Below are 26402 nucleotides of genomic sequence, written 5' to 3' on the forward strand. Positions count from 1 at the left end.
TTTCCGGCTGTTATAATAAAACCCATTATACTGCTGGGAAAGGATTCTGATTTCTATGAATGAACTTTTGCTTCTCACGGGAATTGTGATCATGCTCTGTATCCTGACGGACCGGTTTACGGATCGTCTTGGCATACCGTCCCTTCTGGCATTTATTGCCCTTGGCATGTGCTTTGGAGTGGACGGTATTTTTAAAATTCCTTTTGATGATTATGAGGCATCAGAGATGATCTGTTCCGTCAGCCTGGTGTTCATTATGTTTTACGGAGGCTTTGGAACCAACATTAAGGAGGCAAAGCCGGTGATTGCCCGGTCTGTGGTATTGTCTACCGCAGGCGTAGTTCTTACTGCAGGGCTTACGGGTCTTTTTATTCATTTCGTTTTAGGGCTTTCTCTGCTGGAAAGCCTTTTGACCGCATCTGTCATCGGCTCCACGGATGCAGCTTCGGTGTTCGGCATCCTGCGTTCTAAAAATCTGAACTTAAAGGAGCATACGGCCTCTTTACTGGAAATGGAATCCGGTTCCAATGATCCTATTTCCTATATGCTCACAGTGATCTTGACAGGGCTTCTCACGGGCGCGTCCATCCGTGTTCCGGCTATGCTGTTTCAGCAGCTTTTTTTCGGTCTGATTTTTGGGGTTCTCTTCGGAAAGGGAGCGGTCTGGGCCTTAAACCGCCTGCAGTTTCAGATTACAGAGGGAAAGACCATTTTTGTATTTGCCGCGGCTGTTCTTGCCTATGCCGTTCCTGTGCTTTTGGGAGGAAACGGGTATTTAAGCGTGTATCTTTGCGGAATCATTATGGGAAATTCTTCCATGCCTCATAAAAGGAATATGGTACAATTTTTTGATGCGCTTACAGGAATTGCACAGATGATGATCTTCTTTTTGCTGGGGCTGTTAGTGACTCCATCCAGACTGGGCGTGGTGTTGCTGCCTTCGGCAGTGATCATGGTATTTCTGACATTAGTCGGACGTCCTCTGGCTGTGACAGCGCTTCTGGGCGGTTTTAAAGCATCCTGGGGTCAGATCGGAATTGTTTCCTGGGCCGGGCTTCGGGGCGTGGCATCCATTGTATTTGCCATTTACGCTGTGCTGCGCGGAGTACCGATGAAATACGACCTGTTTAATCTGGTATTTTGTATTGTTTTGTTATCCATTTCCATTCAGGGAAGCCTGCTGCCATGGGTTTCCAGGCGTCTGAACATGATAGATGAAAAGGCGGATGTGCGCCGTACTTTTACGGATTATCAGGAAGAGGGCAGCATCAGTTTTGTGAAATTCCATCTGGATAAAAGCCACCCCTTTATAGGAAAGACGTTAAAGGAGATCGTTCTTCCTCCGGAACTCTTAGTAGTTTTGATTATCCGCGGGAAAGAACTTCTGGTTCCAAACGGAGGTACTATATTGGAGCAGGGGGATCTTCTGATCGCCGCGGCGGAGGAATTTGAAGACCGGAGAAATATGACCCTTCAGGAAGTAACGGTGGATAAAAATTATAAATGGAACGGAAAATATCTTCACGAAATTACAATTCCTGGGGGGACGCTGATCGTTATGATCCGAAGGGGCACTTCTACCATTATCCCGGCAGGAGATACAAAGGTCTGCGAGGGAGATGTGCTTGTGCTGGCAAAGTTTTGAGGCAGGATATCCTGCCTTTTTGCGTGTTTAGAAATTCTTTCATTTTCATTTAGAAAGAATTGGAAGTTATCAGAGGTAAATATTCGGGAGGCTTTGGTATGATATGAGACAGGAACGGCAGTGAAAAGGACAGGGCTGCCGACAGAGCGGGTGAGGAGGAGTTATGGAACAAAGAGACGAAGAAATGGGGAGACGGGAAGAAAACAGGGGGCCGGAGCGGGCATCTGAAAGTGAGGAAATTGACCGCACACTGGAACAGATAATGGACAATCAGAAACAGGAGAAAAAGAAACGGCCCGGAAAGAAAAAATGGATCCTGGCAGCGGGGATTCTCGGTTTGGGGATTTTAGGTATAAAAATGGTTTCCACGGGAGGCAGCCAGACTCCCGTGGTAGCTGTGATTCCTCTGGAAAAGCAGGATATACAGGAAAAGCTTTCCATCAGCGGGCCTGTATCCGGTACGGACAGCGTGGATGTTGTGTCGAATATCCATGCAGAGATTCTTCAGATGAACGTAAAGGAAGGGGATAAGGTTATAAAGGGGCAGGTTCTGGCCGTGCTTGACCGCACAGAGCTGGAACGGGAGGTAAATATTGCCCGCAATGCCTATGAGCAGGCAGTGGCCAATAAGGAAGCCCAGGATAAGGAAGCGGCGCTTGGATATGAGAAGGCGGTGCAGGATTTTCAAAAAGCAAGTACGGATCATGACAGAAACAGCCAGCTGTTTGCAGCCGGAGACATTTCACAGGCAGATATGGAGCAGAGCGCAAATGCCTTAAATGACGCCAGACGGGCGATGGAGAAGTATACGGTGGAAAACGGCCGGGGCGTTTCGGATCGTTCCTACGGCCTTCAGGTGGAAAATGCGGCTTATGAGCTGGAAAAGAAACAGGAGGAGCTGGAAAAGACAGAAATTAAAAGTGAGATTGACGGTACAGTAGTTCGGGTCAATTCCAAGGTAGGCCAGTTTGCCGACAAGGTGGAGGATGATAAGCCCATATTCAGCATTGAAAATCTGGATCAGCTGGAGCTGGAGGTTAAGATCAGTGAGTTTTCCATCGGAAAGGTAAAGGAAGGCCAGAAGGCGCTGATTGGAGCGGATATATTAAACGGCAAAAAAGAGGAGGGAGAGGTGATAAAAATCTCTCCTACCGGTGAAGAAAAGGGAGGCGGTTCCACAGAACGGGTCATTCCCACGATTATCCGCGTCAATACGCCGGATACAAAGCTGATGGCAGGGATTACGGCCCGTGCAGAGCTGCTTGTCAGGGAATCAAAGGACGCGTTTGCAGTTCCTGTATCAGCGGTATTTGACAGCGGAGAAGTTTCTTATATAGAGATTGTTGAGAATGGAAAGATCTGCTGGATTCCCGTAACCATTGGAGCGGACGGGGAAACAAAGGTAGAGGTGCTCCCGGCAGATGGAACGGTTTTGCAGGAAGGAATGGCTGTGGTAACATCTCCGGACCCCGGCTTGACGGAGGGGATGGAGGTTATGGTTTCCGGGAGTCAGGAGGGCAGATAAGAATGAAATATGAGGAAAGAGAATCTGCACAAAGGCCCCTTATCCAACTGGAAAATCTTGTAAAAGTATACGATACGGGAGCACTTAAGGTTTTGGGATTAAAAAAGATCAACCTGACGATTCACCGGGGAGAATTTGTGGCTGTCATGGGACATTCCGGTTCAGGAAAGTCCACGCTGATGAATATTTTAGGCTGCCTGGACCGGCCTACCCTGGGACATTATTATCTGGATGGAGTGGATACGGCGGACATGACGCCGGATCAGCTCTCTGAAATCCGCAACCGGAAGATCGGCTTTGTGTTTCAGTCCTTTAATCTGATCTCCCGTACGTCGGCTCTTAAAAATGTAGAGCTTCCCATGACCTATGCGCGGATTCCCAGAGCTGCACGAATCAGGCGGGCCAGAGAGCTGTTAGTCCGGGTGGGCTTAGAAGGGCGCATGGATCATTTCCCCAATGAGCTTTCCGGAGGACAGCGCCAGAGAGTGGCCATTGCCAGGGCTCTTGCAAATGAACCGCCGCTGATCCTGGCAGATGAGCCCACAGGCAATCTGGATACGGCTTCCTCCATCGAGATTATGGAGCTTTTTACAAAGCTTTATCAGGAGGGAGCTACGGTGGTTTTGGTTACTCACGAGGAGGATATTGCTGCCTTTGCCAGACGGATCATCTGTTTTGGAGACGGGAAAATCTTAAGCGACCGGATCAATCATCCGGTGTGGGAGAAAGGAGACGTCCATGTTAGCGGAAAACATGATGATGGCTTTTAATGCGATCCGGGCCAATAAGCTCCGTTCGGTTCTTACCATGCTGGGGATCATTATCGGCATCGGATCTGTGATTGCCATTGTTTCCATTGGAGATACCATGCGGGGAATGTTTGCTGAGCTCTATAAGGATGTGGGTATTACTCAGGCTTATGTGGGGATCGGATACTGGGTAGAGGATGTAAGGGACAGCGATTATTTCAATCTGGATGAAATGGAGCGGGCAAAGGAGGCATTTTCGGATGAAATTGCCTATATTGACAGCAATGCCTATACGACGGCAGATGCGGAATATAAGCGCACCTCCATCAGCTTTGATTTTCAGGGGATTGATTCCAATTATAAAGAGGTACAGCCGGTGAATATGGTTTACGGACGGTATCTCAATGAGGGGGATGTGCTTGGAAGGAGGAAAAATGTGGTTATGGATACGGACAGCGCCAAGCTTTTGTTTGGCACGGAAAATGCAGTGGGAAAGACCTTCAGGACCACCATTTACGGCAATACGGATGAATACACCGTGGTAGGAATCTACCAGAAGGAAGTGAATGCATTTCAGGCGCTGATGATGGGAGGAACGAAAGATACAGGCTCTGCCTTTCTTCCCTATACCCTTCTTACCTGGCCAAATGACCGGTTTTATATGCTCCATGTATTTGCAGAGGAAGATGTGGATCTGGACCGTTTTTTTGAAGAATTTAAGGCATATACCGCAGGGCTTCACGGCAGGGAGCCGGAGGATATGTATATCCAGACAGCCATGGATGAGATGAACAGCGTGGATTCTGTTATGGGAGGGCTGTCTGCGGCAGTAGGCGGGATTGCGGCCATTTCATTGCTGGTAGGCGGCATCGGCATTATGAATATCATGCTGGTATCGGTGACGGAGCGCACCCGTGAAATCGGCATCCGAAAGGCCTTGGGAGCAAGGACAAGGGATGTGCTGATCCAGTTTCTGACCGAATCGGCCATCCTGTCTGCCTGCGGAGGAATTGCCGGAGTGATCCTGGGAACGGGCGTTGTGGCGTTGGGAGGAGCGGCTCTGGGCTTAAAAACAGTGATAAAGCCTTCCGTGATCCTTATTGCGGTTACATTTTCAGCGGTTGTTGGAATTTTCTTTGGATTGTATCCGGCTTTAAAGGCTGCAAAGGCAGATCCGATTGACGCTCTCAGGTATGAATAACAGAAGGGAGAGAAGGAAGATGAAAACACAGGGGCTATGCTGCGGCCGGAGGGGCTGCATGAAGATCATCGGCCTGACATTTCTCTTTGGCTTTGCTGCGGCTCAGACTGTTTTAGCCAGCCCTGAATTTGCCTACCCGCCGGAAAAATGGGCGTCCCTGCGGGATGATGTGCTGGAATATGAGGAACTGGCAGATCTGATCCACGAATACAATGCAGAGGTGATCAACAGCCGTCTGGAATATGATGATTACCGGGGAAAATCCAATGACGATTTCCGCAATACGTATTCTGAAATGGCGGATCGTTTAGAGGACTCCAGTGACCGGATGATGGACGGGATAAATGAAGATGAGCCCGGATATGGAGCCGCAGAGGCATCGGCCATGAGTATACGGCTTCAGGCAGAGCAGGCCAGAGATCAGGCAGATATGGAAAATGAAGACGGCAGGGTAAAAAAACTGGAGTACGACAGGCAGGAGGCTCTTTTAATCCAGAAGGCCCAGGGGCTGATGATTGAATACTGGAAAAAAGAAAAGGAGCGTCCGGTTCTTGAGGGAACCCTGCAGCAGGCGGAAGCAGAAGTTCAGACAGCCAGACGGAAGGCAGCCCTTGGAATGCTTTCACAGCCGGAGCTTTTAGAGGCAGAGGCAGCCGTCTGTACGGCTCAGGCAGCAGAAGCCTCAGGGAAGACTAAGCAGGAGGAGCTGCGCCGCCAGTTGATTGTTATGACCGGGTGGCAATATGATGATATGCCTCGTCTGGGAGAAATTCCCATTCCTGAGGAAGCATTGCCTGAAAAAACAGACCCGGAGTCAGACCGAACACAGGCATTAGCTGCGAATTTCAGTCTGGCAGCAGACCGCCGCAGACTGGAAAATACAGATTCCGGTACCGCAAAGGATGTGCTTAATCAGAAGGTGGAAGCCGGGCAGCAGAAAATAGAAGCAGATATAGAGGCGAAATATAACAGCCTGATGCAGGCTCAGACGGATTACGGTCAGGCAAAAGAAGAATACCGCCTGGCAGAGGAAAAGCTAGAGGCTGATGAACGAAGATATCAGCTGGGGCTGTTGTCTGCCAATGACCGGATGGCGGCTCAGGCAGAGCTGTCATCTAAAAAGGCAGCCTGGGAGATAAGCGGCCTGTCTTTTCGGCAGGCATACGAGGACTACCAATGGGCAGTCGAAGGGCTGGCAGCGTATGAGGGTTGAGGAAAGCAGGGGATTTGGATGAAAAAAGAAGCGGGAAGGCGGACGGTTATCAGGGTGATGGCTGTGCTTTTTGTGGGAATAATGGCCGGTACAGTGGCAGCTTCCGGCGTGAGCAGAGGGGAAGAAACGGAAATGGCGCTGTGTTATGAGAATCTGGAGAATCTGGTAAAGGAGTCCTGTCCGCAGGTGGAAATGGAGCGAAGGCAGTTTGAAGAGCGTCTGGGCCGTCTGGAAGATGCAAGGGAAGAACTCTTAGAGAGCCGGAGGGCTTTGAGAGAAGAGGCCTCTGATCGGGAAAAGGACGGCGATGCGGCAGGAGCAGAACATTACAGATGGCAGGCGGAGGCTCTTTTGGATGGTGCAGACAGCCTGAAAGAGCAGATCCGTCAGGCGGGAAATGCCGCAGGACGGATGGAACTGCGCAGGATGGAGGATACCATGCTCTGGACGGCTCAGAACCTGATGGGAACGTATCACAGTCTGGAAGCGGAGCAGGCTGCGGCCAGCGCCAGGGCAGAGGCACAAAAGCATTTATCTGAGAAAGTTAAAGATCAGGAAATGCTGGGAAGCAGCACCTCTTACCATTCACAGGAGGCTTATCAGAAATGGCAGTCCGCCCTAAATGAATATGAACGGCTTAAAAAGGAGCAGGAGCGGGTCCGTCAGGAGCTTTTGCTGCTCACAGGCTTTTCACCGGACAGCCCGGTTGTTTTAGAAAAAATGCCCCTGCCCGATGTATCAAGAGCTGCTCTTGTGAATCCACAGGAGGACAGGCAGCAGGCTTTGGGAAATAATTATGAGCTTCGCAGCGGACGCATGGGAAATGCAGGAAGCAATCAGGAGCTTCACAAAAAACAGAGACAGACAGAGCTGGATGAAAACCAGATGTTCGCTTCCCTTGAGACTCTGGGGAATCAGATCCGTTCCTGTCAGGCAGAATGGGAGGCAGCCTGTGCGAAGGAACAGGCGCAAAGGGCAGTGTGGCAGTCTGCGGTCAGAAAAAGGGAACTGGGGACAATGGCTGAGGGAGAATATCTGGAGATTTACAGCCAGTATATGGAAGAAAAAGGAAATCAGGCACAGGCATCCATTCGTTTCCTTCTCGCAATGGAGGAATATGACTGGGCGAAAAAGGGATTGATGGATTAGGACAATCAGGAAAATCGGTTACAAAATTTCTGTAAAAACAGGACAGGAGAGTTGACTTGTCCTGTTTCTTATGCTATTCTGTAAGAACCGATACGGAATTCTCTGTATCATTTATCTAAATTTCATTTTATTGGCTGTTTCAGCCGCATTTCAGAACAAAAACAGAAAAATTGAATCAGAACAGAGTCTGGAAAGACGAGGCGTATTTTGCGCACCCGTAATTGCGGATCGTATATCCGGGGACTGTATGAAAAGGGGGAATGTCCATATATGGCCTGGTAGGATTATTTTATAAAACAAATGTAACTGTTCAGGAGAAACCAAGGGGGACATAACAAGTGAATAAAAGACATTGGAGGCGTTTTTGCGCCCTTTTTCTGGCAGCCGCTATTCTCATTACGGGGATTCCCTTCCAGTCGGCGGCAAAGGAGAACACGGTGGAAATGATCATCCGGGGAGATGCATTTCAGAACCGTCCCATCAATATTTTCGGACACAGCCACCGTTCGATTACATGTTACTATGTAAATCCGGTGGAAGGCCATGTGCCGGCCTTCTGCCTTCAGCCCGGAAAAAAGCTGCCCAATCATACGGTGTCATCCTATACCCGGTATGACGCAGAGCCGGGAGCATCTGTGCCTGTCATCGGAAGCTTTGACCGGTATCTTCCTATGACATTAGCTTATGAGTGGATGGTGTCCGGGAATTATTATGATAAGACCCGATATGCTATGGTGCAGACCTATCTCTGGGGGTGCCTTGCAGGCTATGAGGAGGCCTGGGATGTGCAGGAGGAGATGATGCACAAATTAGAGAGCGTGATCCGGGATGGAAAGGTGCTCCCATTTTTCCATGAGATGCGGGAATATGTGGAAAATGGTCTGGAGGAATACGAAAATCAGGGAAATTCGGACCTTCCGGAGTGGAACGGACGCCAGCAGAGAATGGAGCTCAAGGATGGGAGATATGAGCTTACTCTGGATATCAGCAGCTGCCCCCAGCTTAAGAATGCAGTGTGGCAGTTTCCGGACGGGAACTGGATCTATGAAATAGGAGCAGACGGAACTTCTGTTACCTTTATCTATCAGGGAGAAACACCTTCTGGACGGATTTCTTCCGGGCCTTTAAGCGGAATTAAAACACGGTATTACGCTTATATTTTTCAGCCGGAGGAGAAATACCAGATGCAGATGGGATGGCTGGATATGGCGGATACGGATGCAGAGGTCTGGTTTGAAGCAGGCCTGTCTTTGGACTCTCAGGAAAGTCCGGGACTGGAACTTTACAGGCGTAAAGAGGTATTTGAGTCCAATTATAAGGTGCAGGTGGAAAAATACTGCGCAGAAACAGGAAAGCCCTTAGAGGAGGCTGAGTTTAACGTATGGGAAACCTTTGATTTCGGTCAGGTCAATGAACACGGCTATGAGGAGGGAAATCCGGACGGAAGCACAGGAGAGGTTTATGTAAACTGCATGTCTCCAAAACCGGAGGAACGTATTCTCTGTGATGTGATTTCCACAGATGAAAACGGAACGGCTTCCCACAGCGATATCCGTAGTTATCATTACAGCAAAACCTACTGTATGGGCCATCCTGCGCCGGAATGGGTTGAATGCGACCATGAGGGAGAGGGGGAAGGAGATGAGGCAGAGGACTGCAGCTGTGAGGAGGAAAATGAAAGACTGCGCAGCCAGTGGCTGGCAGAGCAGGAACTTTGCAGCAGAACCTGTGACTTTCATGTGGGAAATGAGGACGAAGACAACCATAGCCAGAGCACAGAAGCCATGGAAGCAATGCTGGAGGACAGGGATGAGACGTATGAAAATTTTATCCGTCTGGAGTATGGGTACACCGCAGAGGAGAAAAAGGCCAGAAACGGGTATACCATTCACGGAACGCACCGCGATGACCCCATGATTGAAACCGTAGTTCTTATGTCTGCCCAGGCAGAAAGCAATGTACGGCAGGGTGAGATGGAGGTTTCCGGTGAAATGGGGCTTCCAGCTTTAAAAACGTATGGAGAGAGCTTAGAAGCGCTGGGAGAGGAGCGGGGATACCGCTGTCTGCTCCCGGAAGGGGAGAAAATAGATCTGGAAGAGCTTCGGAGCATCCTTGAAATCCGGGAACAGGAACGTACAGAACCGGCAAAGAAGGAAAGTGCCGGGGAAACGACTGGTGTTCAGGAGACCCAGAGTGCGTCAGGTCAGGAGCAGGCCGGCGCACAGGAACCGGATAAGGAGGGACTGGAAAGTTGGCCAGACAGTCAGCAGACTGGTGGAGAAGCCGGGAATAAGGAAGAGGCGGGAGGACAGTCAGGATGGAATGAGACGGAAGGAGAAGGGGCCGAAAATCCGTCGGAAGATGAGAAAATGGAAGGAACAGAGGCCGGAAATCCGTCAGATAAGCAGGAAACCGGCGGAGAAGTAAACGGAAATTCGCCGGAAGGGCAGGAAAGTAGTAGAGAAAGTTCGGGAAATCCGTCAGACAAGCAGGACAATGTCGGAGAAGAAGCTGGAAATCAATCGGGCGGTCAGGAAGTCGGTGGAGAAGTCTCAGAAAATCCGCCAGACAGTCAGAAAACTGGCGGACAAGAAGCCGGGAACCAGCCGGGCAGCCAGGAATCCGGCAGCGTAGCAGAGAAAAGGGATCCGGATATTGCCGAAATTGCCATAAGTCCTCATTTGCGCAGCCGTCTTTTAAGTCCATTTTCCTCTGCTCCGATACACTTTTTGGCTACATCCAATGATGCACAACGGGAGGAAGAGCTGCCAGAGAAGGGGGAACAGGAGGAAGGACTGCTGCCGGAGGAGGAAGATATGCCGGTTACGGAGCAGTTTGAATACATAAAACATCCCGTTGCCCCCTTCCCTCTATCCGAACCGGAATATACCTCTGCTCCCAGAGAAAAAATCAGAGAGGATCAGAAGAAACACCCATTCAGCTTAAAAGCACTTTTTTCATTTCTGTCAGAGGATGAGGAGGAGGGGGACAGTCTTTATGCTGTACTTCCGGATTTCATAGATGATGATCTGGAGCCAATGGATCCTTCCGATTATGGGGATCCTCTTCGCTGTCTTTATCGTTTCAAAATCTGGGATCACCGGACAGAGGGACGGATTCATATCAATAAGCGGGATTTGGAGCTTTATAAAGGAAATCCCGAAGGAAGTTATGGAAAAACTCAGGGAAATGCCACGTTAGAGGGAGCGGTATACGGTCTTTTTGCTGCTCAGGACATTATTCATCCGGATGGGAAAAGCGGTGTCGTATATGGCAGGGATCAGCTGACAGCCATCGCTGCCACAGACAAGGAGGGGAACGCCTCATTTTTAGCATACACTGAATGTCCGGGTACGTTGTGGAATGGCAGCGGTACAGAAGTTTCTGCGTTTACGGGGCCTGAAAATCTGTATCAGGGCAGTCAGATTACCTCATCCGATCATGGCTTTGGAACGAAAATCTATCCGGATTATAAGTCAGAAAACGGCTCGGTCTGGATTGGACGTCCCCTTCTCATGGGCAGCTATTACGTTATGGAATTGAGCCGGTCGGAGGGATATGAGCTTTCTGTGCAGGGCCTTAATAAGGCAGAGACAAACCGGGAGGCAGATGAGAGCGTTACAGTGATTTCTTCCGGTTCAGCCTGGGTGAAAAATGGCCTTTCTGATCACAACAGTATGGAAGCGGACGGCTCCTGGAATGACTTTACCATCGAATCGTATGATGCAGAAAATGGCTATGATATTACAATTACAGGCTATCCGGAGCATACGCGGTTTTACCGTTTGAGTTCGGAGGAGCGCAGGGAAAATGTAAAGCAGATTGTAAATACAGTACCGCAGCAAAAGGTGGATGAACATGGAACGCCTGTTTATAAAAAGGCTGCAGGCGGTGAACTGAAAACAGACGAGCATGGAAATCCTATATTAAAAGAAGATAGTTCAGAAGAGGAAAAGCTTCCTTTAAAAGAGACGCTTCCCTACCGTTTCCGCACAGCTCCCTATCCTTTTGGCACAGCAGAGCCGGAGGATCTCTCCTTATGGGATCAGCCTGTGGAAGAGGATTATTTAAAGGAGCAGGCAGAGGCCATGCTGGCTCAGCTTGGCTATCATCTGACAGCGGAAGAAATGGGTGCTCCCTGGGTCAATATCCCGTTGAAAAAAGAAAATTCTTTTCTGGATAATTCCACAGCGGCCAGTCAGATACTGGACTGGTATACAGAGCATGGGTTTTATGACTGCGCCGGAGTGGGAGCGGTCTATGAAAAAGAGGGAGAGTGGTTTGCCCGTCTGCATTACGATCATTCGGGAAACATTCCTCCTATGAGCGGTATTTATGACCGGGCAGATCAGCGGATGTATGTAAAAAAGGAAGCGGAGCAGGGAATTTACTGGCTGGAATACGAAAAGGGAACCTACAGCCTCAAAAGCCGTACAGTGACGCTGAAAGAAAAGAGAGAGCTTGAAGGCGAGGTACTTTTAGAGGAAAACACCCTGGATCATGCTGCAGTCTGCTGTCAGCCGGTTTATGAGTGTTATAAGGAGGGGGAAATCCTGCTTGACGTTCAGGGAAATCCGATTCCTGAGATGGAGCAGGTGCCTGTTTATGAAGAAAAAGAGGTCGTATACCAGACTCTGGCAAAGGAGCCTGTGGAGGCCGTGTGGGATGCATCCGCAGGCAGCTATACGATCCATTTTATTCCGAAATCGGTCAAAGGACAGAACGTACAGGATGTATTTCGGGCGGTTACGGATAAAAAGACCATCGAGCTTCACGGAACAGCAATCCCGTATAATCAGTATCTGATCCATGAAATGGGAGCGGCTGTGGATGTGGCTTCTTCTATCATAAAACAGGATCCGGGAAGCTATATAAAGCCGGTGCTGCTGTCTTATCCGGGCCAGAATCAGCCGGTACAGGATGGGGAGACGCAAAAAGAACCGGTTCAGGTGTTGGAACGGGCGATTAAACAGTCTGTGAGGGTTTCCAAAGACATTTCACAGGAATCCTATGAAAATGTAAACACATACGGTTCGGTCCACAATGATCCCATGACAGCGCTTTTGGGACTTTTCGGTGGTTCCGGAAGAGGAACAAAGCTTTTGGATCAGTTTAAATTCCGGTTATATTTAAAGAGCGATCTTGTAAATCTCTATGCAGATGAGGCAGGAAATCTTTTGTCAGAGGATATCAGCAGCAAAGATTTTACAGAGGCAGTTCAGGCTCATTTTCTGCCGCCAAAGGATGGCGGCGGGCAGAAGCTTTTAGAGAAAAAAGCAGACGGAAGCTGGAATTATAAAAAGTTTTTTGATGCATTGTATGCGGCAGACCAAAGGCCGGGAACTGAGGCAGCGGAACAGAAGCTGACAGAATTTGCATTGTCTTATGTGGATGTAAAAGCATATAAGGAGGAGATTTTAAAGCAGCAGCCAGATCTGAACGAAGACAGGGCCTACAGGCAGGCTCTTGCACAGGCCAAAGAGGAGGCCAAAGCTTATACAGAGCGTTTTAAGGGACTGGATGAGAAGCTTTCGATTGCCTGGGATCGGGATCCGTCAGGGGGGGCAGACCGGGATAAAAAGACCCTTCAGTGCAGCACACGGAATGGGAAAGATGATTATTTTGATACCTCTATCATGCTCCCTTACGGGGAATATGTGATGGTTGAGCAGCAGCCTTCTGCCTTTGAAGGGGAGCTGGCAAACCGTCATTATCGGATTGAGGAACCAAAAGAAATTACGCTTCCTTTTGTGCCTGAAATCGTGGAAAATGAGCAGACCGGGGAAGAAAATGTTCTGGATGAAACAGGAAGTTCCTATTTCCGTTATAACAGTACAGATTCTGCCGAGGAACTGGTTCGTAAGTATAAGATCCGTTTTAACGGAGAAAGCCATGTGATCCGGGCGAACGGTCAGGATGGGGAATTTGAGGTATATAAATACGGTCTGGATCTAAACAGCCGTCCCGGTCACAGCCTTACTTCCTCACAACCTTATGAAGAAGAATATATGGATGGAGCCAATCCGGCGGTAAAGGCTTATTACAGTGGCTATACCAGTGAAAGTGAGAATAAGGGAATCATGGATGGGGTCGTCTATGATGGAAATGAAACGGAAAACGGACAGGTGCAGATCCGGGATCAGGTTCCTGTAATGGAAGGGGAAGGCACTGCAATTCACGGTAAATTTGCTCCCATGCTTGTACCCTGGACGGTTCTTGCCCCTGCCACAGACCGGGTCAATCCGGATACGGGAAGCATTGAAACGCTTTATCCGTCAGGAAGCGGAGCCAATTTTAACTATGTTTCCTTTGCTCAGGAGGATGTTGAAAATACCTATTTCAGCTCCAGGCTGCGGATCGAAAAGATGGATGCAGAAACGGGAGAAACTATTTTCCATGACGGGGCTCTTTTTCGTATCTATGCTGCCAAGCGGGATGTAAAAAAGACAGGAACCGGCACGGCAGGAGGAAGCGGACAGGTCCTCTTCGGTTCGGCTGTGGATGCAGAGGGAAAGCCGGTGAAAGATGAAAACGGGAAGCAGATTCTTTACCCAAGAGTGGGAGCAGACAATAGTTCTGAAAGTGATGTTCCCATCCGGCTGGATGAGGATGGGATTCCCCTTTATGATGAAAGCCAGAGGATCAGCCAGCTAGATGAAAATGGGATAAAAAAGGGAATTTTCAGATCCTATTCTACCTTAAAGGAGCTGGTGATTGACGGACGACTGTGTGAGGTACCTGTGGGCTATATCGAAACGGCGCGTCCTCTGGGAGCGGGAGCCTATGTGCTGGTAGAGGTTCAGGCCCCGAAGGGATATACAAAGAGCCGGCCCGTAGCCTTTGAGATTTACGGAGACCAGGTCGTTTACTATGAGGAAAACACCTTAAAGGAAGGGAATGGCTGGGAGAGAAAAACGGCCAGACAGTATGAATATGCCATTCCTGTAACCGGGGAGGAAAACCGCAGAGGCACTGAGAAGGTAAGTGAGGTACCTGTACAGGATTACCCATCAGAGCTTTGGATCTACAAGACGGAGGACGGCGATTCTCTGGTTGGAAATGGGAACGGCCTAAAAAAGACAGATGCTCAGGGAAAAGAAGAAGCAAGCGGAGGCTTTACAGGAAATCAGGAGGAAATTTATGTAAATGACAGGGGCGATCTTCTCCTCTATAAAGTAAGCGGGCGAAAGGAAAAGCTGGAGGCCAGAGGGGATGTTAGGGAAATTACCTTTGATCAGGAAAAGCAAATATGGACCGGCTATGTAACAAAGGCCTTTGACTCATATTCCGAACACGTAATAGAGGGAACAGAGCAGGAATTAAAGGCTATGGACCGGGTGAAGCTTCTGTATGAGCTGGATGGTACATTTACGGGAAAAGGCATCCGTTTTGACCGGCCGGTTTCCGGGGCAGAACTGGTGCTTTATGAAGGAAGCTGTCTGGAGCCAAAGAAAAACGGCGGGTATGAGGGTGTTACAGTCCTGAGCCGTGAGGGAAGGACAGAAAAAATAGTAAATACGCATACAGGTACCCACAGGGAGCTGTTAAAAAGCGGTACAGATCTGGGGCCGGGCAAGCTGGATCTCTGGGAGGATCAAAAGCAGCCCAATGAACCCATAGAGCTGTATTTTTACGATTTAGAGAAGGAGAAGAGCCAGGGACGGCTGCGGGAGGATATCCACACAGGAGAACTGCAGGTACTGGATGAGAGAGGAAATGTTATATGCTTTGCAGATAAAGCCTCCGGTATGGCCTATGTCAGGGATGATTATGGAAGGATCATTGCATATCAGGCAGATGAAAAGGGAGAAAAAATCCCGGTGCGTTCGATCTGCGTGGGAGAAAACGGAGGAGCGCCTTCTATTTATAAGGACAAGCAGAGCGCAGATGATGAAAACGGACTTCCGGTATATTATAAAAACGGAGAGCCGGTATGGAAAGAAGAACGCTGGGTTACAGGAGAAAGCACAGGCCCGGATGGAAAGGAAGAAGGGATGGATGAAGCTCATGTGATCGCCCGCCTTCCCTTTGGAGCGTACATTTTACAGGAGGAAGGTGTTCCGTTTGAGCAGGGATATGTCCAGGCTCCGTATCAGGGATTGATCCTTGAGGATAGGAAAGGACCTCAGAAATATTTCCATCAGGATGAATTTACAAAAGCTGCCTTTGCAAAAATTGATATCCGCACACAAAAGGAGATCAAAGGGGCAGAGATGACCCTTTACAGAGCTCTTTTGGATAAAAATGGGAGACCGGAAACAGAAGAAAACGGTATTTACAAAAAGGGGGAGCCCTGGGCCGCCTGGATCAGCGGATATGCGTATGATGATAAAGGCGTGATGAAAAAGGATTCACAGGGAAATCCCATCCCTACGGATGAACCTCACTGGATCGACCACATTCCCGTTGGATTTTATGTGCTGGAGGAAACGCTTTGTCCTTATGACCAGGGCTATGTACAGTCGGAGTCTGTCAATGTGGAAATACAGGAAACAGGCCATGTTCAGAGCTTTGAAATGGAGGACGATTTTACAGCCATTGAGGTTTGGAAACTGGATGGAAAGCGGGACGAGGTGCTCTGCGGTGATACAGAAACAGGACTTACCCTTTACAGAGCCCTTCTGGATGCAGAGGGAAGGCCGGTGATGGAAGAGGGCCATCCGGCCATTCGGGAGGATCTGGCTGTATTTACCTTCCGGGCAGCTACATGGGAGGATGGACAGAAAGTGGCAGCTACCGGACGGGTGGAAACGGATGCAGCAGGACTTTATCCTATTATGAAATATGATTATCAGTATAATGATATCCCTGGAACCTTTCAGGGAAGGTATTATTATACAGAGAATGCATCGGTCCGGATGGAATATCTGCCGGTGGGAAGCTATGTACTGGCGGAGACTCAGACGCCGGAAGGGTATGCCACAGCAGATCCAATCCTGATTGAGATTCCCGATAAGGGTCATATGGTGTCCGTAGGACAGTGGTCTATGAAGGATGAGCCATTAAAGCTTTCTGTGTCCAAACGTGTGATTTCCGGCGGGAAAGAGGTGGCCGGAGCGGAGCTTTCCATTTATCCGGTATCAGAAGATGGAAGGATATCCAGTGAAGCGCTGATCCTCCATATCCCGGAAAAGGATGGGAGCTGCCGTGAGGAAGAAGCAAGGTGGATTTCAGGAAATGATGGAAAATATACACAGAAAGAGGCAGAGGCGGGAACCATCCCGGAGGATTTTGAAGAAGGGGATTTAAAGCCGCATTTGATTGAGTATATTCCGGACGGGGATTATATTCTCAGAGAAGAAATGACGCCCTATGGTTTTTTACAGTCCGTAGATCTGCCGTTTTCCGTTATAGATTCCAGAGTAATTCAGAAACTGGAAATGAAGGATGAAATCCCCGATGGGGTGCTGCAGGTTATCAAGCATGATGGAGACGACCATGAACTTTTACTGGAAGGAGCAGAATTTGAGCTCTTTAACAAAACGCTGGGAATTTCCTGTCAGAAGGCAGTCACCGATTTCAGAGGAAGGGCTGTGTTTGAAAAGCAGCCTGCCGGGTATCTGGCCTCTAACGGAAGCTTTGCCCCCTATATCTATGTGTGCAGAGAAATAAAGGCAGCTCCCGGCCATATGCTTTCAGCTCCGGACTTTGAATTTCAGTTTGAATATAAGGATGAAAGGACGAAGATCCTGAACGTGCAGCATGATCCGGAAAACGACAGTAATCGGGTGAAGGTGGAAAAACAGCTGGGAGATACGGGAGAACGGTTAAAAGGCGCCCTGCTTCGGTTAGAAAGAAAGATATCTGCGGAGGACGGAGGCCATACGGGGAAAATCCGCTGGGAAACAGCGGCAGAGTGGATCAGCGGAGATCAGCCTCATTTAGAAAAGGGGCTTAAAGAAGGAGAATACCGCCTTACAGAGCAGAAAGCTCCGGAGGGCTGCAATGTTTTGGCAGAGCCTGTTTATTTTACCATTGCAGACGGTATGAAAGAGGCTTTGCAGCTGGTGATGAAAAATTATACAGTCATTGTACAGATTGCCAAGACGGATCGTAGTTCCGGAGCTTTTCTGGCAGGAGCCAGGCTGCAGCTGATCCGAACGGATACAGGGGAAGTGATAGAGGAGTGGACCTCTGAAGAGCACACCCCAAAGACCTTTGTGGGGCTTAAGCCGGGAAGCTACCGGATCCATGAGCTGTATGCGCCTGAGAGCTATGAAAGGGCAGAGGATATGGAAATTGAAATAGAGGATCAATCCGCTGAAATTCAGACATTTTCCTTTGCGAATACGAGAATCACTTCTTCCGGCGGCGGAGGCAGCCACAGGCCTCAAAAGGAGTACATTTCCTTTAAAAAGACAGATGTTAATCATTTGCCTGTACCAGGAGCGGAATTTACGTTTTATGACCAGTGGGGAAATGAGATGGATCGGGCAGTAAGTGACGAAAAGGGATATTTTTCCATCCCGAAGCCTTCTGATGGAACCTATACCTTCCGGGAAACAAAAGCGCCTCAGGGCTATGGACTGGATCCGGTACTTCACAGCTTTACAGTCAGCCAGGGGGAGATATACCGGGGGGATTATGAGATAACAGACAGGGAAATGAAGGTAATTATAAGAAAACTGGACGGAGATACAAAGGAAGCTCTGGATGGAGCCGCTCTGCAAATCCGAAGCGTGGAAGGGCAGACGGGCGCAGAGCATATCGTACAGGAGGGAATTTCAGGAGAAAATCCAGAAGGAAAGGGTACATTTGTGTTCCATGCGCCCCATCCCGGCACGTACCGTATTTATGAAACAATGGCGCCTGACGGCTATGAGAGAACGGAAAGCTATTGTGAATTTACCATAAAAGAGGACGGAGGTACAGAGGGAAGTCTTACGGTTTATAATTTTAAGAGAAAGAAGACCCTGGGACAGATACGGGCGGTGTATCAGCCGAAAAACCGGTTTGGCAATTTTACGTATGGTTCAGGCAGCGGCTCAGGGAGCATACGCACCGGAGATACCATGGCGTACAGGGAATGGATGGTTCTGTCACTGTTGTTTTTTGCAGGAATGTTCCTTACTCTGCCTGAGCGTGAAGGAAAGAGAAAGGGACGCTTTGGAACAATGAAAATGCTGGCAGTGATTGGCGTTTTGACGGGGGCCTGTCTGCTGTTTTCTGTTTCCGCCCATGCGGAGACGGTCTGTGAGGGAAATACGGAGAATATTTCCCAGACGATTCTGTATGAAGCGGTAGAGAAAAGGGAAATTCTTCCGGAAACGGCCCGTATATCAGTGAAAAATCCTCAGACAGGTAAAACAGAAGAGAGAATTTTTCCGGAGATCCGCAGAGAATATGGCAATGAGCGCTGGCAGGAGGATTTTGAACTGGAGCTTTCTGTTTTAGGAGAAAATGTTCAGGGATATGTACTGGGAGAGGAAGTAATCTGGGATGGAGAGCCGGAGGGCTTTCTGTCCCGGGGCGGACAGCTCCTTAAGGCAGCCGGACTTTCAGAGGCAGATTATGAGATTCAGGGGATCCGAAGAGAAGATACGAGCTCAGGGGATGAAAACAGGAAGCTGACTGCTTATGGAAAAAGGAAGGTTTGGGACTGCCGGGTGGAGTACGGCGGTTTGGTACATGCCGGGCAAAATGGAGCGGCTGTTAAAAATCAGGGGCAGAATTTAGCAGAAAACAGTGTGATAACAGAAGGAATCAGAGCAGGAAAGTCCATTTTTTTGATGGATTTGCTACTTTTGGGAGCGGTTGCCCTTTTTTGGGGGCTTTGTGCGCGGAGATTTTTTCTAAAAAAACAGCCGTGCAGGAGATATTTTGTTCCGATACTGTTTCTGGTTGTTTCCGTCGTATGTTTTTTTCAGTTTCTTTCGGTATCAAAGCTTTATCATCAGGCCAGGAGGGATTATGAGATTCTCCGGAATAACGCATTTGCAGAGAAAGACGGGGATTTAAATATCGTTCTGGCAGATGGAAACGGCATTTCTCAGAAAGGGGAACAGAATGGGGGAGTGCCGGATGAAGAAATGCTGCGGATGATGAATCCAGAGTATTCCTTTTGGCTCCATATTCCGGAAACAGAGATGGATTATCCTGTAGTCAGGGGAAAAGACACTTCCTTTTATCTGAACCACAGCTTTGAGGGGAAGGACAGCGTATCGGGAGTAATTTTTACAGATCCGTTTACGGAACCGTTTGCGTCCGGCCACACGGTTCTCTATGGCCATAATATGAAAGACGGCTCCATGTTTGGAGGCCTTAAGGCCTATATGGATTCGGAGTTTTTTAGAAAATCGCCCTGTATTCGGATTTTCAGGCAGGGAAAATGGATTGTCTGCCCTATTTTTTCCTGCCATGTGGTTCAGGAAAATGATCATTCACCGTATCAGGCAGGGATGACAAAAACAGAGCGGGAAGCCTATTTTACTGCGATGTCCCAACAGTCTCTTTATGATACGGGGATTAAAAAATATGAAAATGAAGATTTTCTGACCCTTTCTACCTGTCACGGTTGGGGAAAGCGCCTGGTTTTGCATGCCATCATTCCCCATGAAGAGTCAGAAAAGGGAAGAGAATCTATAAAAATTGCTGATTTTTCTGTAAAAAAGAGTCAAAAATAGGCAGTTGCAACAGGGATAAATCACTGGACAAATGTCGTATTTTGTGAGAAAATAAACACGAGTATAACGTGATAAAATTAACAAGGAACACGATACTTATTAAACTGTATGGAGCAGGACGGCATCCTTCAGCCGGATGTTCAGTCCGGCTGAAGAAATCGGATGTCCATCCGATGTGAAGGCAGGGGAAAAATTGTGCGTACAAGCAAGTTTGACGTCTGTTTTTGTTTCTGCTATCACGCCGTCCTAAACTGTTACATCAAATTTCAATTTGAAAGGAGTTTTAACACATGATTTATTCACATGAAGTAGAAGAAATGTGCACAGTTGCACAGGGCGTTCATCATGGCGCTGCTCCAATTCCAGAAGAAGCAAAATGGGTAAAGTCAAAGCAGATTACAGACATTTCCGGTCTTACACACGGTGTGGGCTGGTGTGCTCCCCAGCAGGGCGCATGTAAGCTGACTCTGAATGTAAAAGAGGGTATCATTCAGGAGGCTCTGGTTGAGACCATCGGATGTTCCGGTATGACACATTCAGCAGCTATGGCATCTGAAATACTTCCGGGACTGACCCTGCTTGAGGCACTGAACACTGATCTGGTATGTGATGCGATCAATACTGCTATGAGAGAGCTGTTCTTACAGATTGTTTACGGAAGAACACAGAGTGCATTCTCTGAGGATGGACTTCCTGTAGGCGCCGGCCTGGAGGATCTGGGCAAGGGACTGCGTTCTCAGGTTGGTACTATGTATGGAACTCTTAAGAAAGGTCCGCGTTATCTGGAGATGGCTGAGGGTTATGTAACAGGCATCGCTCTGGATGCAGAAGATCAGATTATTGGTTACCAGTTCGTAAACCTTGGAAAGATGACCGACTTCATCAAGAAGGGCGACGATCCTAACACTGCATGGGAGAAAGCAAAGGGACAGTACGGCCGTGTAGATGACGCTGTTAAGATCATTGACCCACGCAAAGAATGATGAGGACCAATTAGGAGGATAAAGAAGATGGCATTATTTGAATCATATGAGAGAAGAATTGATAAGATCAATTCCGTATTAAACAGCTATGGCATTGCTTCTATCGAGGAAGCTGAAAAGATTACAAAAGATGCAGGCCTTGACGTTTATGCTCAGGTTAAGAAGATCCAGCCGATCTGCTTCGAGAATGCATGCTGGGCTTACACTGTAGGCGCAGCCATCGCGATCAAGAAGGGCTGCAGAAGAGCTGCTGACGCTGCTGCTGCCATCGGCGAGGGCCTTCAGGCATTCTGTATTCCCGGTTCTGTAGCTGACCAGCGTAAGGTTGGTTTAGGCCACGGAAATCTGGGCAAGATGCTTCTGGAAGAGGAGACTGACTGCTTCTGCTTCCTGGCAGGCCATGAGTCCTTTGCAGCTGCTGAAGGTGCAATCGGTATCGCAGAGAAGGCAAACAAGGTTCGTCAGAAGCCTCTGCGCGTTATCTTAAACGGTTTAGGAAAGGACGCTGCACAGGTTATCTCCAGAATCAACGGCTTTACATACGTTGAGACAGAGATGGATTACTACACAGGCGAGGTTAAGGAGCTGTGGAGAAAGTCCTACTCTGAGGGCTTAAGAGCAAAGGTTAACTGCTACGGCGCTAACGACGTAACAGAGGGCGTTGCTATCATGTGGAAGGAAGGCGTTGACGTTTCCATCACTGGTAACTCCACCAACCCAACCAGATTCCAGCATCCGGTAGCAGGCACCTACAAGAAGGAGTGCGTAGAGAAGGGCAAGAAGTACTTCTCCGTAGCATCCGGCGGCGGTACAGGCCGTACCCTGCATCCTGACAACATGGCAGCAGGTCCTGCATCCTACGGTATGACCGATACCATGGGACGTATGCACTCTGATGCGCAGTTCGCAGGTTCTTCCTCCGTTCCGGCTCACGTTGAGATGATGGGTCTGATCGGTATGGGTAATAACCCAATGGTTGGCGCTACTGTAGCTGTAGCTGTTTCCATCGAGGAAGCTGCTAAGGAAGGCAAGTTCTAATAAAAAACCTTGGATTTACAAGGAAAAATGAACTTTTAAACAGAAAGGGGAATCGTCTTTTGACGGTTCCTCTTTTGTGGCTTTTGGGATATAGATGCGGTTTTGTCTACCATTTGTCAACCCTTTTTTGAGTGGTAGACAAATGATTATTCGATTTGATTTAAAATATCAATCGTATGTGCGGCCATGCGAGGGGTTGCATGGCTGTATATATCAAGAGTAACATCAATATGTTTGTGCCCTAATCTTTTCTGAACGTCTTTTATATCGGCACCGGCCTCCAGCAGCATAGTTGCATGAGTATGCCTGAGGGAATGGTAGTCAAAATCTTTAAAGCCAAGATTGTAATGAATCACACGGCAGCAGTGCTGCATAACTCTGGGTTGGATATAAGTACCATTTTCACGACAGTTTATCATATGAATAGGCTTTCCGCGTTCATCGGCATTCAGGACGCATTGATCGTCCACATAGAGTTGAGTATAATACTGTTCATAAAATTCTTTTGCTTTAACTTGGTGGTTGTATGTATTACGCAACAGACTGAGCATTTTTTCATCTAATTCAATCGTTCGGAAACTATCATATTTCGGATTACTGAAAACCCAAGCGCCGTTTACATTCTGAATTTGCTGATTGACACTCAAAGTGCTGTTCTCAAAATCAATATCGTCCCAGGTAAGCGCGAACGATTCCCCAAGCCGTAAACCGCATCGGTATGCAAGCTGTAGAGGGATATGGCAGGAATGCCCTTCCGGGAATCTGCCGATAATAATGCTCCATTCCTCAGCGGATATAGGAGTACGAATCTTTTTTCGTGTAGGTATCTGGGAAGTTGCCCTTTTGGGTGGCAATTTTGCGCTTTTGGCAGGATTGTATTTAATGAATTGCATAGGCTCTACGGCATAGTCAAGGGCACCTGTCAGAAGCCCTTTGAGCACGGATAGCGTATTTCGGCTATACCCTGCATTGAATTTATCATTTATGAATCCCTGTATAATGGCAGGGGTTAGAGATTTTAAATAATAGCTTCCAAGAATCGGAGTGATGTGGAGAGATACTTTTTTCTTATAATTCAAGTAGGTATCTATTTTGAGATTTGTTTTGCAATATTTTTCCAACCAAAGTTCATAGAAATCAGATACAGATATCTCAGATGGTACAAAGTGGGATCCGGCATTATCATACTCCGCCTTTGCCTGTGTTCCAGCGGCCAGAGCTTCCGCCTTAGTGCGGTATCCGCCCTTGCTGATGGAATTACGTTTGCCATTGATTCGTGCTCCCTCAAAAGACCACTCCCAGGTTGCTCCGCGCTTGCGTGTTCTTAATTGTCCCATAATCATTCCTCCTATTTGTTGCGACGTCGCACATTTTTGGGTATAAAAATACACCTGTACAGGTGTGTGGAGGTATGGTACAATGTAGGTGGTTAAGCTATATTGTATCAGACCTACGGGCCTGTACAGAATTTATCTAAAGCCGTTCCTGTTGGCGCAGGGGCGGTTTTTGTGTTATAAAGAACTATCTCCAAGTTGCATGACGGGCATGGAGAAGACCATTTTTAAATGTAATTCGTATACTGGACTCTGCATCTTGGGAATACCAACGCACTTGTAAATAGTCGTAGGTTTCACTTCCTATTTGTCTACGTTCAGTATTTCTAACTTCATGTTCTTTGCCTAAGATAGATATTACTTGATCGTAGGTCATGCCTTCTTGAAGCTGATTGTAGAGATCTTCTGAAGCGTATTTTCTTCCATCAATAGTCATGTCAATATATTTGCCGGTTGAATCATATAAACATCCATCGGTTGCTACGCCGGGCCAAGATGGTAATGTTCCGCCATTATCTATCCAATACCATGTACCACCTTCATCTTGAATCCATTCATTTTCAGCATACTCACCATTATCTTTTACATAGAACCAAAGATTATCATAAGTGTTAATGCTGCTGTCAGTTTCATGGGTATGTGTCCACGTCCCTGCTAAAACAGTATTGGCTAAAATGGTTGACATCATAAGCGTTGCTAAGAATAATTTTGTCTTTTTCATACCAATCTTCCTCTCTTCTTTTGGTTTTTATTAAACCGCCTTTGGCGTTTTAATAGAGTACTTTTCCGATCACTTTTCCCATACAGACTACGTTATCCCCTTCATGAATGGGAATATTTTTATACTTTTTGTTTCTGGAAATCAGTTCTTTTCCCCCTAATTCCTTAATAAAGGCATCCCCATTTACTATGAATACGCCAATATCGCCGATATGCATTTCCGCGTCCCGTTGCACCAGTGCAATATCCTCATGAGAGAAATCCGGTTCCATGCTGTCGCCGTTTACGTCAATGGCAAAGTCAGCTGCTTCATACTCTGGCAGATTGGGTAACTCTATTTCGTCCTCTGCCTCATTGCCAAGGATGAAAATACCCGATCCGGCAGATACTCCGGCACGGAAGTAGGGAAGGACAAGAATTTTGTTCTTTGGTTTAGGGTGAAATTCTATGATAGTTGTATGACTGGTATCTCTAGCGTTTAAATCCTGATAATCAGGTATTTTAGTTAATAATGTCACCTGCTCAATGGCCTTGTCTTTCCCTACGCTGTTTAGCAGAACAAAATTTTTAAGTAATTCGTTGGCTTTTTCAACTTCATATGGAGAGGATAATTTATAAGAAAAATTATCCAAAGCCTTTGTTGCACGTTCCATTACTGAGGGGAGCCTTTCTTTAAGGGCCTCCTGTTCCTCTTGGGTTAGAGAATAATCATTGTTCTGTAATTTAGCCAATGCAGAATTAAAAGGGCAATCATCGGGCTTTGTCGGAAAGTTTAGAGAACGGTATTCCATAGGGACATTCTGTCCGGATACCCATGAAGGATTTACTCTTAATGATTTTGCAATGGATTCTAATACAGGAATTTTCGGCTTACCTATTAAACCATTTTCGTATCGTTGTATAGTGGATTTTGTAACTCCAATATCATTTGCTACGTCGTCTAATGTACGATTACGCAAAGATCTGGCATATTTAATTCGTTCACCTATAAGTTTTACGTCCGTGTGACTCACCTCCTATGTATAATATAGCACAGTTTATTGCACTGTGCAATAGAAGAAATGAAAAATAATAAAAAAAGTTGCATAACGCTATTGACAACTAGGTTGCACAGTGCTACAATGCAGTAGAAAGGAGGGGAGACCATTGATAAATAGCAACAAATTAAAAGGACGCCTTGTTGAAAAAGGTTTGACGCAAAAAGATGTTGCAAATATTTTGGGAATCGCTCAACCAACGGTAAATCAAAAAATCAATAATGTTCGTCCAATGGATTTGAATGAAGCCGAAAAGTTAGCAGAATTATTAGATATTAAGCCGGAGGAATTTCAAATATATTTTTTTGGCTAATGGTTGCATAGCGCAACAAAAAAGGAGGTTACACAAAATGCACGAGTTAATGATTTTTAATAATGAGGAGTTCGGCCAGATCAGAACGGTTGAGATCGATGAAAAGCCGTATTTCATGGCAAGTGATGTGGCAAAAGCGTTGGGATATACAAATCCTAATAAAGCAATCAATGACCATTGTAGGGCTATAACGAAACGTTCTACCCCTATCAGTGGTAAGATGCAAGATGTTAACTTTATTGGTGAAGGTGATATGTACCGTCTTATTACTCACAGTAAGCTGGAGTCCGCAGAACGCTTTGAAAGTTGGGTATTTGATGAAGTTCTTCCCACCCTCCGCAAGACCGGTTCCTATGAGATGCCTAATATGTCCACCGAGATGAAAGCCATTCTGATGATCGATCAGAAACAAGTCAAGATGGAGCAGCGTATGGATAGACTTGAGTACGACATCCCTCTGTACGGTTCTGAAGCAGATGAGCTTTCCAGTCATGTAAAACGCAAGGGCGTAGCCGTATTAGGAGGAAAGCAGTCGGAAGCTTATAAGGATACAGAAATCCGTTCCAAGGTGTACCGAGATATTTACGATCAGGTCAAGAGGGAGTTCGGAATTTACGATGATAGTGGCCGGCCCCAGTCATACAAAGCGCTGAAACGGAAGTACATAGCAGACGCCCATGAGCTGATTGACTGCTATGAGGTTCCCACTTATTTAGAGGAGCTGATTAGCGAAGCAAATTCTCAGATGAATTTAGGGATAGCGTAAGGGTGAGGAACTATTAAAAGAGACTGAGGACGGGAGGTGAGAGAGATGGTAGAAAAAAATAAACCGCATATCACTATGGTTTGGATAGCAATAGCGGTTATATCAA

The 26402-nt window shown here is 47.4% G+C and carries 14 protein-coding genes and 1 pseudogene; 11 read left to right on the forward strand and 4 right to left on the reverse strand.

What is annotated here, in order from left to right:
- The first annotated feature begins 55 nt into the window (after positions 1–55).
- From ACZM6M_RS01835 to ACZM6M_RS01875, 9 genes are all read left to right on the forward strand, one after another.
- Positions 56–1645 (forward strand): potassium/proton antiporter, encoded by a 1590-nt coding sequence (locus ACZM6M_RS01835; protein WP_418496609.1) that lies wholly within the window; start codon positions 56–58, stop codon positions 1643–1645.
- A gap of 358 nt (positions 1646–2003) precedes the next feature.
- Entirely contained in the window at positions 2004–3170 is a 1167-nt protein-coding gene (locus tag ACZM6M_RS01840) for an efflux RND transporter periplasmic adaptor subunit (RefSeq protein ID WP_418496640.1), read from the forward strand.
- 2 nt (positions 3171–3172) lie between these two features.
- Positions 3173–3940 carry an ABC transporter ATP-binding protein gene (locus ACZM6M_RS01845; RefSeq protein WP_337433411.1) on the forward strand — a complete coding sequence of 256 codons (768 nt, stop codon included), beginning with the start codon at positions 3173–3175 and terminating at the stop codon, positions 3938–3940.
- Positions 3909–5120, forward strand: coding sequence for an ABC transporter permease (locus tag ACZM6M_RS01850; RefSeq protein ID WP_337433412.1), 1212 nt, complete (start codon positions 3909–3911; stop codon positions 5118–5120). Before ACZM6M_RS01845 ends, ACZM6M_RS01850 begins: the two co-directional genes overlap by 32 nt.
- Before the next feature lie 19 nt (positions 5121–5139).
- Positions 5140–6333: a TolC family protein gene (locus ACZM6M_RS01855; protein WP_337433413.1), complete on the forward strand. Its 1194-nt coding sequence runs from the start codon at positions 5140–5142 to the stop codon at positions 6331–6333.
- A gap of 18 nt (positions 6334–6351) precedes the next feature.
- Complete coding sequence (locus ACZM6M_RS01860; protein WP_489489453.1) at positions 6352–7482, forward strand: hypothetical protein; 1131 nt, start codon at positions 6352–6354, stop codon at positions 7480–7482.
- A 338-nt stretch (positions 7483–7820) separates the two neighbouring features.
- A complete protein-coding gene (locus ACZM6M_RS01865) occupies positions 7821–20105 on the forward strand; it encodes a SpaA isopeptide-forming pilin-related protein (RefSeq protein ID WP_489489455.1) in 12285 nt (4094 codons plus the stop codon).
- A gap of 290 nt (positions 20106–20395) precedes the next feature.
- Positions 20396–21088 (forward strand): iron-sulfur cluster assembly scaffold protein, encoded by a 693-nt coding sequence (locus ACZM6M_RS01870; RefSeq protein WP_066546717.1) that lies wholly within the window; start codon positions 20396–20398, stop codon positions 21086–21088.
- Between the two features lie 27 nt (positions 21089–21115).
- Positions 21116–22126, forward strand: a complete 1011-nt coding sequence (locus ACZM6M_RS01875) for a GGGtGRT protein (RefSeq protein WP_066546720.1) — start codon at positions 21116–21118, stop codon at positions 22124–22126.
- Positions 22127–22272: 146 nt separating this feature from the next.
- Here ACZM6M_RS01875 and ACZM6M_RS01880 read toward each other — a convergent pair whose 3' ends face one another.
- The 4 genes and pseudogenes from ACZM6M_RS01880 to ACZM6M_RS01895 form a co-directional block, all read right to left on the reverse strand.
- Positions 22273–23463 (reverse strand): tyrosine-type recombinase/integrase, encoded by a 1191-nt coding sequence (locus ACZM6M_RS01880; protein ID WP_489489457.1) that lies wholly within the window; start codon positions 23461–23463, stop codon positions 22273–22275.
- A gap of 184 nt (positions 23464–23647) precedes the next feature.
- Entirely contained in the window at positions 23648–24181 is a 534-nt protein-coding gene (locus ACZM6M_RS01885; RefSeq protein ID WP_489489458.1) for a hypothetical protein, read from the reverse strand.
- A 49-nt stretch (positions 24182–24230) separates the two neighbouring features.
- Positions 24231–24971 carry a S24 family peptidase gene (locus ACZM6M_RS01890; protein ID WP_489489619.1) on the reverse strand — a complete coding sequence of 247 codons (741 nt, stop codon included), beginning with the start codon at positions 24969–24971 and terminating at the stop codon, positions 24231–24233.
- A gap of 30 nt (positions 24972–25001) precedes the next feature.
- Positions 25002–25193, reverse strand: a pseudogene (locus ACZM6M_RS01895) (helix-turn-helix domain-containing protein); the annotation flags it as partial.
- A 133-nt stretch (positions 25194–25326) separates the two neighbouring features.
- On the opposite strand from ACZM6M_RS01895, the gene ACZM6M_RS01900 reads away from it, so the two are divergent.
- Complete coding sequence (locus tag ACZM6M_RS01900; RefSeq protein ID WP_489489459.1) at positions 25327–25530, forward strand: helix-turn-helix domain-containing protein; 204 nt, start codon at positions 25327–25329, stop codon at positions 25528–25530.
- Between the two features lie 37 nt (positions 25531–25567).
- Positions 25568–26296 (forward strand): ORF6C domain-containing protein, encoded by a 729-nt coding sequence (locus tag ACZM6M_RS01905; protein ID WP_489489461.1) that lies wholly within the window; start codon positions 25568–25570, stop codon positions 26294–26296.
- Positions 26297–26402 lie beyond the last annotated feature (106 nt).

The sequence above is a fragment of the Enterocloster sp. genome (genome assembly GCF_057861365.1).

What these genes read in the sequence shown, in the direction of transcription:
- ACZM6M_RS01870 (WP_066546717.1), top strand. Translation starts at nt 20,396, where the DNA reads ATGATTTATTCACATGAAGTAGAAGAAATGTGCACAGTTGCACAGGGC.
- ACZM6M_RS01880 (WP_489489457.1), bottom strand. Translation starts at nt 23,463, where the DNA reads ATGGGACAATTAAGAACACGCAAGCGCGGAGCAACCTGGGAGTGGTCT.
- ACZM6M_RS01850 (WP_337433412.1), top strand. Translation starts at nt 3,909, where the DNA reads ATGTTAGCGGAAAACATGATGATGGCTTTTAATGCGATCCGGGCCAAT.
- ACZM6M_RS01835 (WP_418496609.1), top strand. Translation starts at nt 56, where the DNA reads ATGAATGAACTTTTGCTTCTCACGGGAATTGTGATCATGCTCTGTATC.
- ACZM6M_RS01885 (WP_489489458.1), bottom strand. Translation starts at nt 24,181, where the DNA reads ATGAAAAAGACAAAATTATTCTTAGCAACGCTTATGATGTCAACCATT.
- ACZM6M_RS01845 (WP_337433411.1), top strand. Translation starts at nt 3,173, where the DNA reads ATGAAATATGAGGAAAGAGAATCTGCACAAAGGCCCCTTATCCAACTG.
- ACZM6M_RS01840 (WP_418496640.1), top strand. Translation starts at nt 2,004, where the DNA reads ATGGTTTCCACGGGAGGCAGCCAGACTCCCGTGGTAGCTGTGATTCCT.
- ACZM6M_RS01860 (WP_489489453.1), top strand. Translation starts at nt 6,352, where the DNA reads ATGAAAAAAGAAGCGGGAAGGCGGACGGTTATCAGGGTGATGGCTGTG.
- ACZM6M_RS01855 (WP_337433413.1), top strand. Translation starts at nt 5,140, where the DNA reads ATGAAAACACAGGGGCTATGCTGCGGCCGGAGGGGCTGCATGAAGATC.
- ACZM6M_RS01890 (WP_489489619.1), bottom strand. Translation starts at nt 24,971, where the DNA reads ATGGAATACCGTTCTCTAAACTTTCCGACAAAGCCCGATGATTGCCCT.
- ACZM6M_RS01905 (WP_489489461.1), top strand. Translation starts at nt 25,568, where the DNA reads ATGCACGAGTTAATGATTTTTAATAATGAGGAGTTCGGCCAGATCAGA.
- ACZM6M_RS01875 (WP_066546720.1), top strand. Translation starts at nt 21,116, where the DNA reads ATGGCATTATTTGAATCATATGAGAGAAGAATTGATAAGATCAATTCC.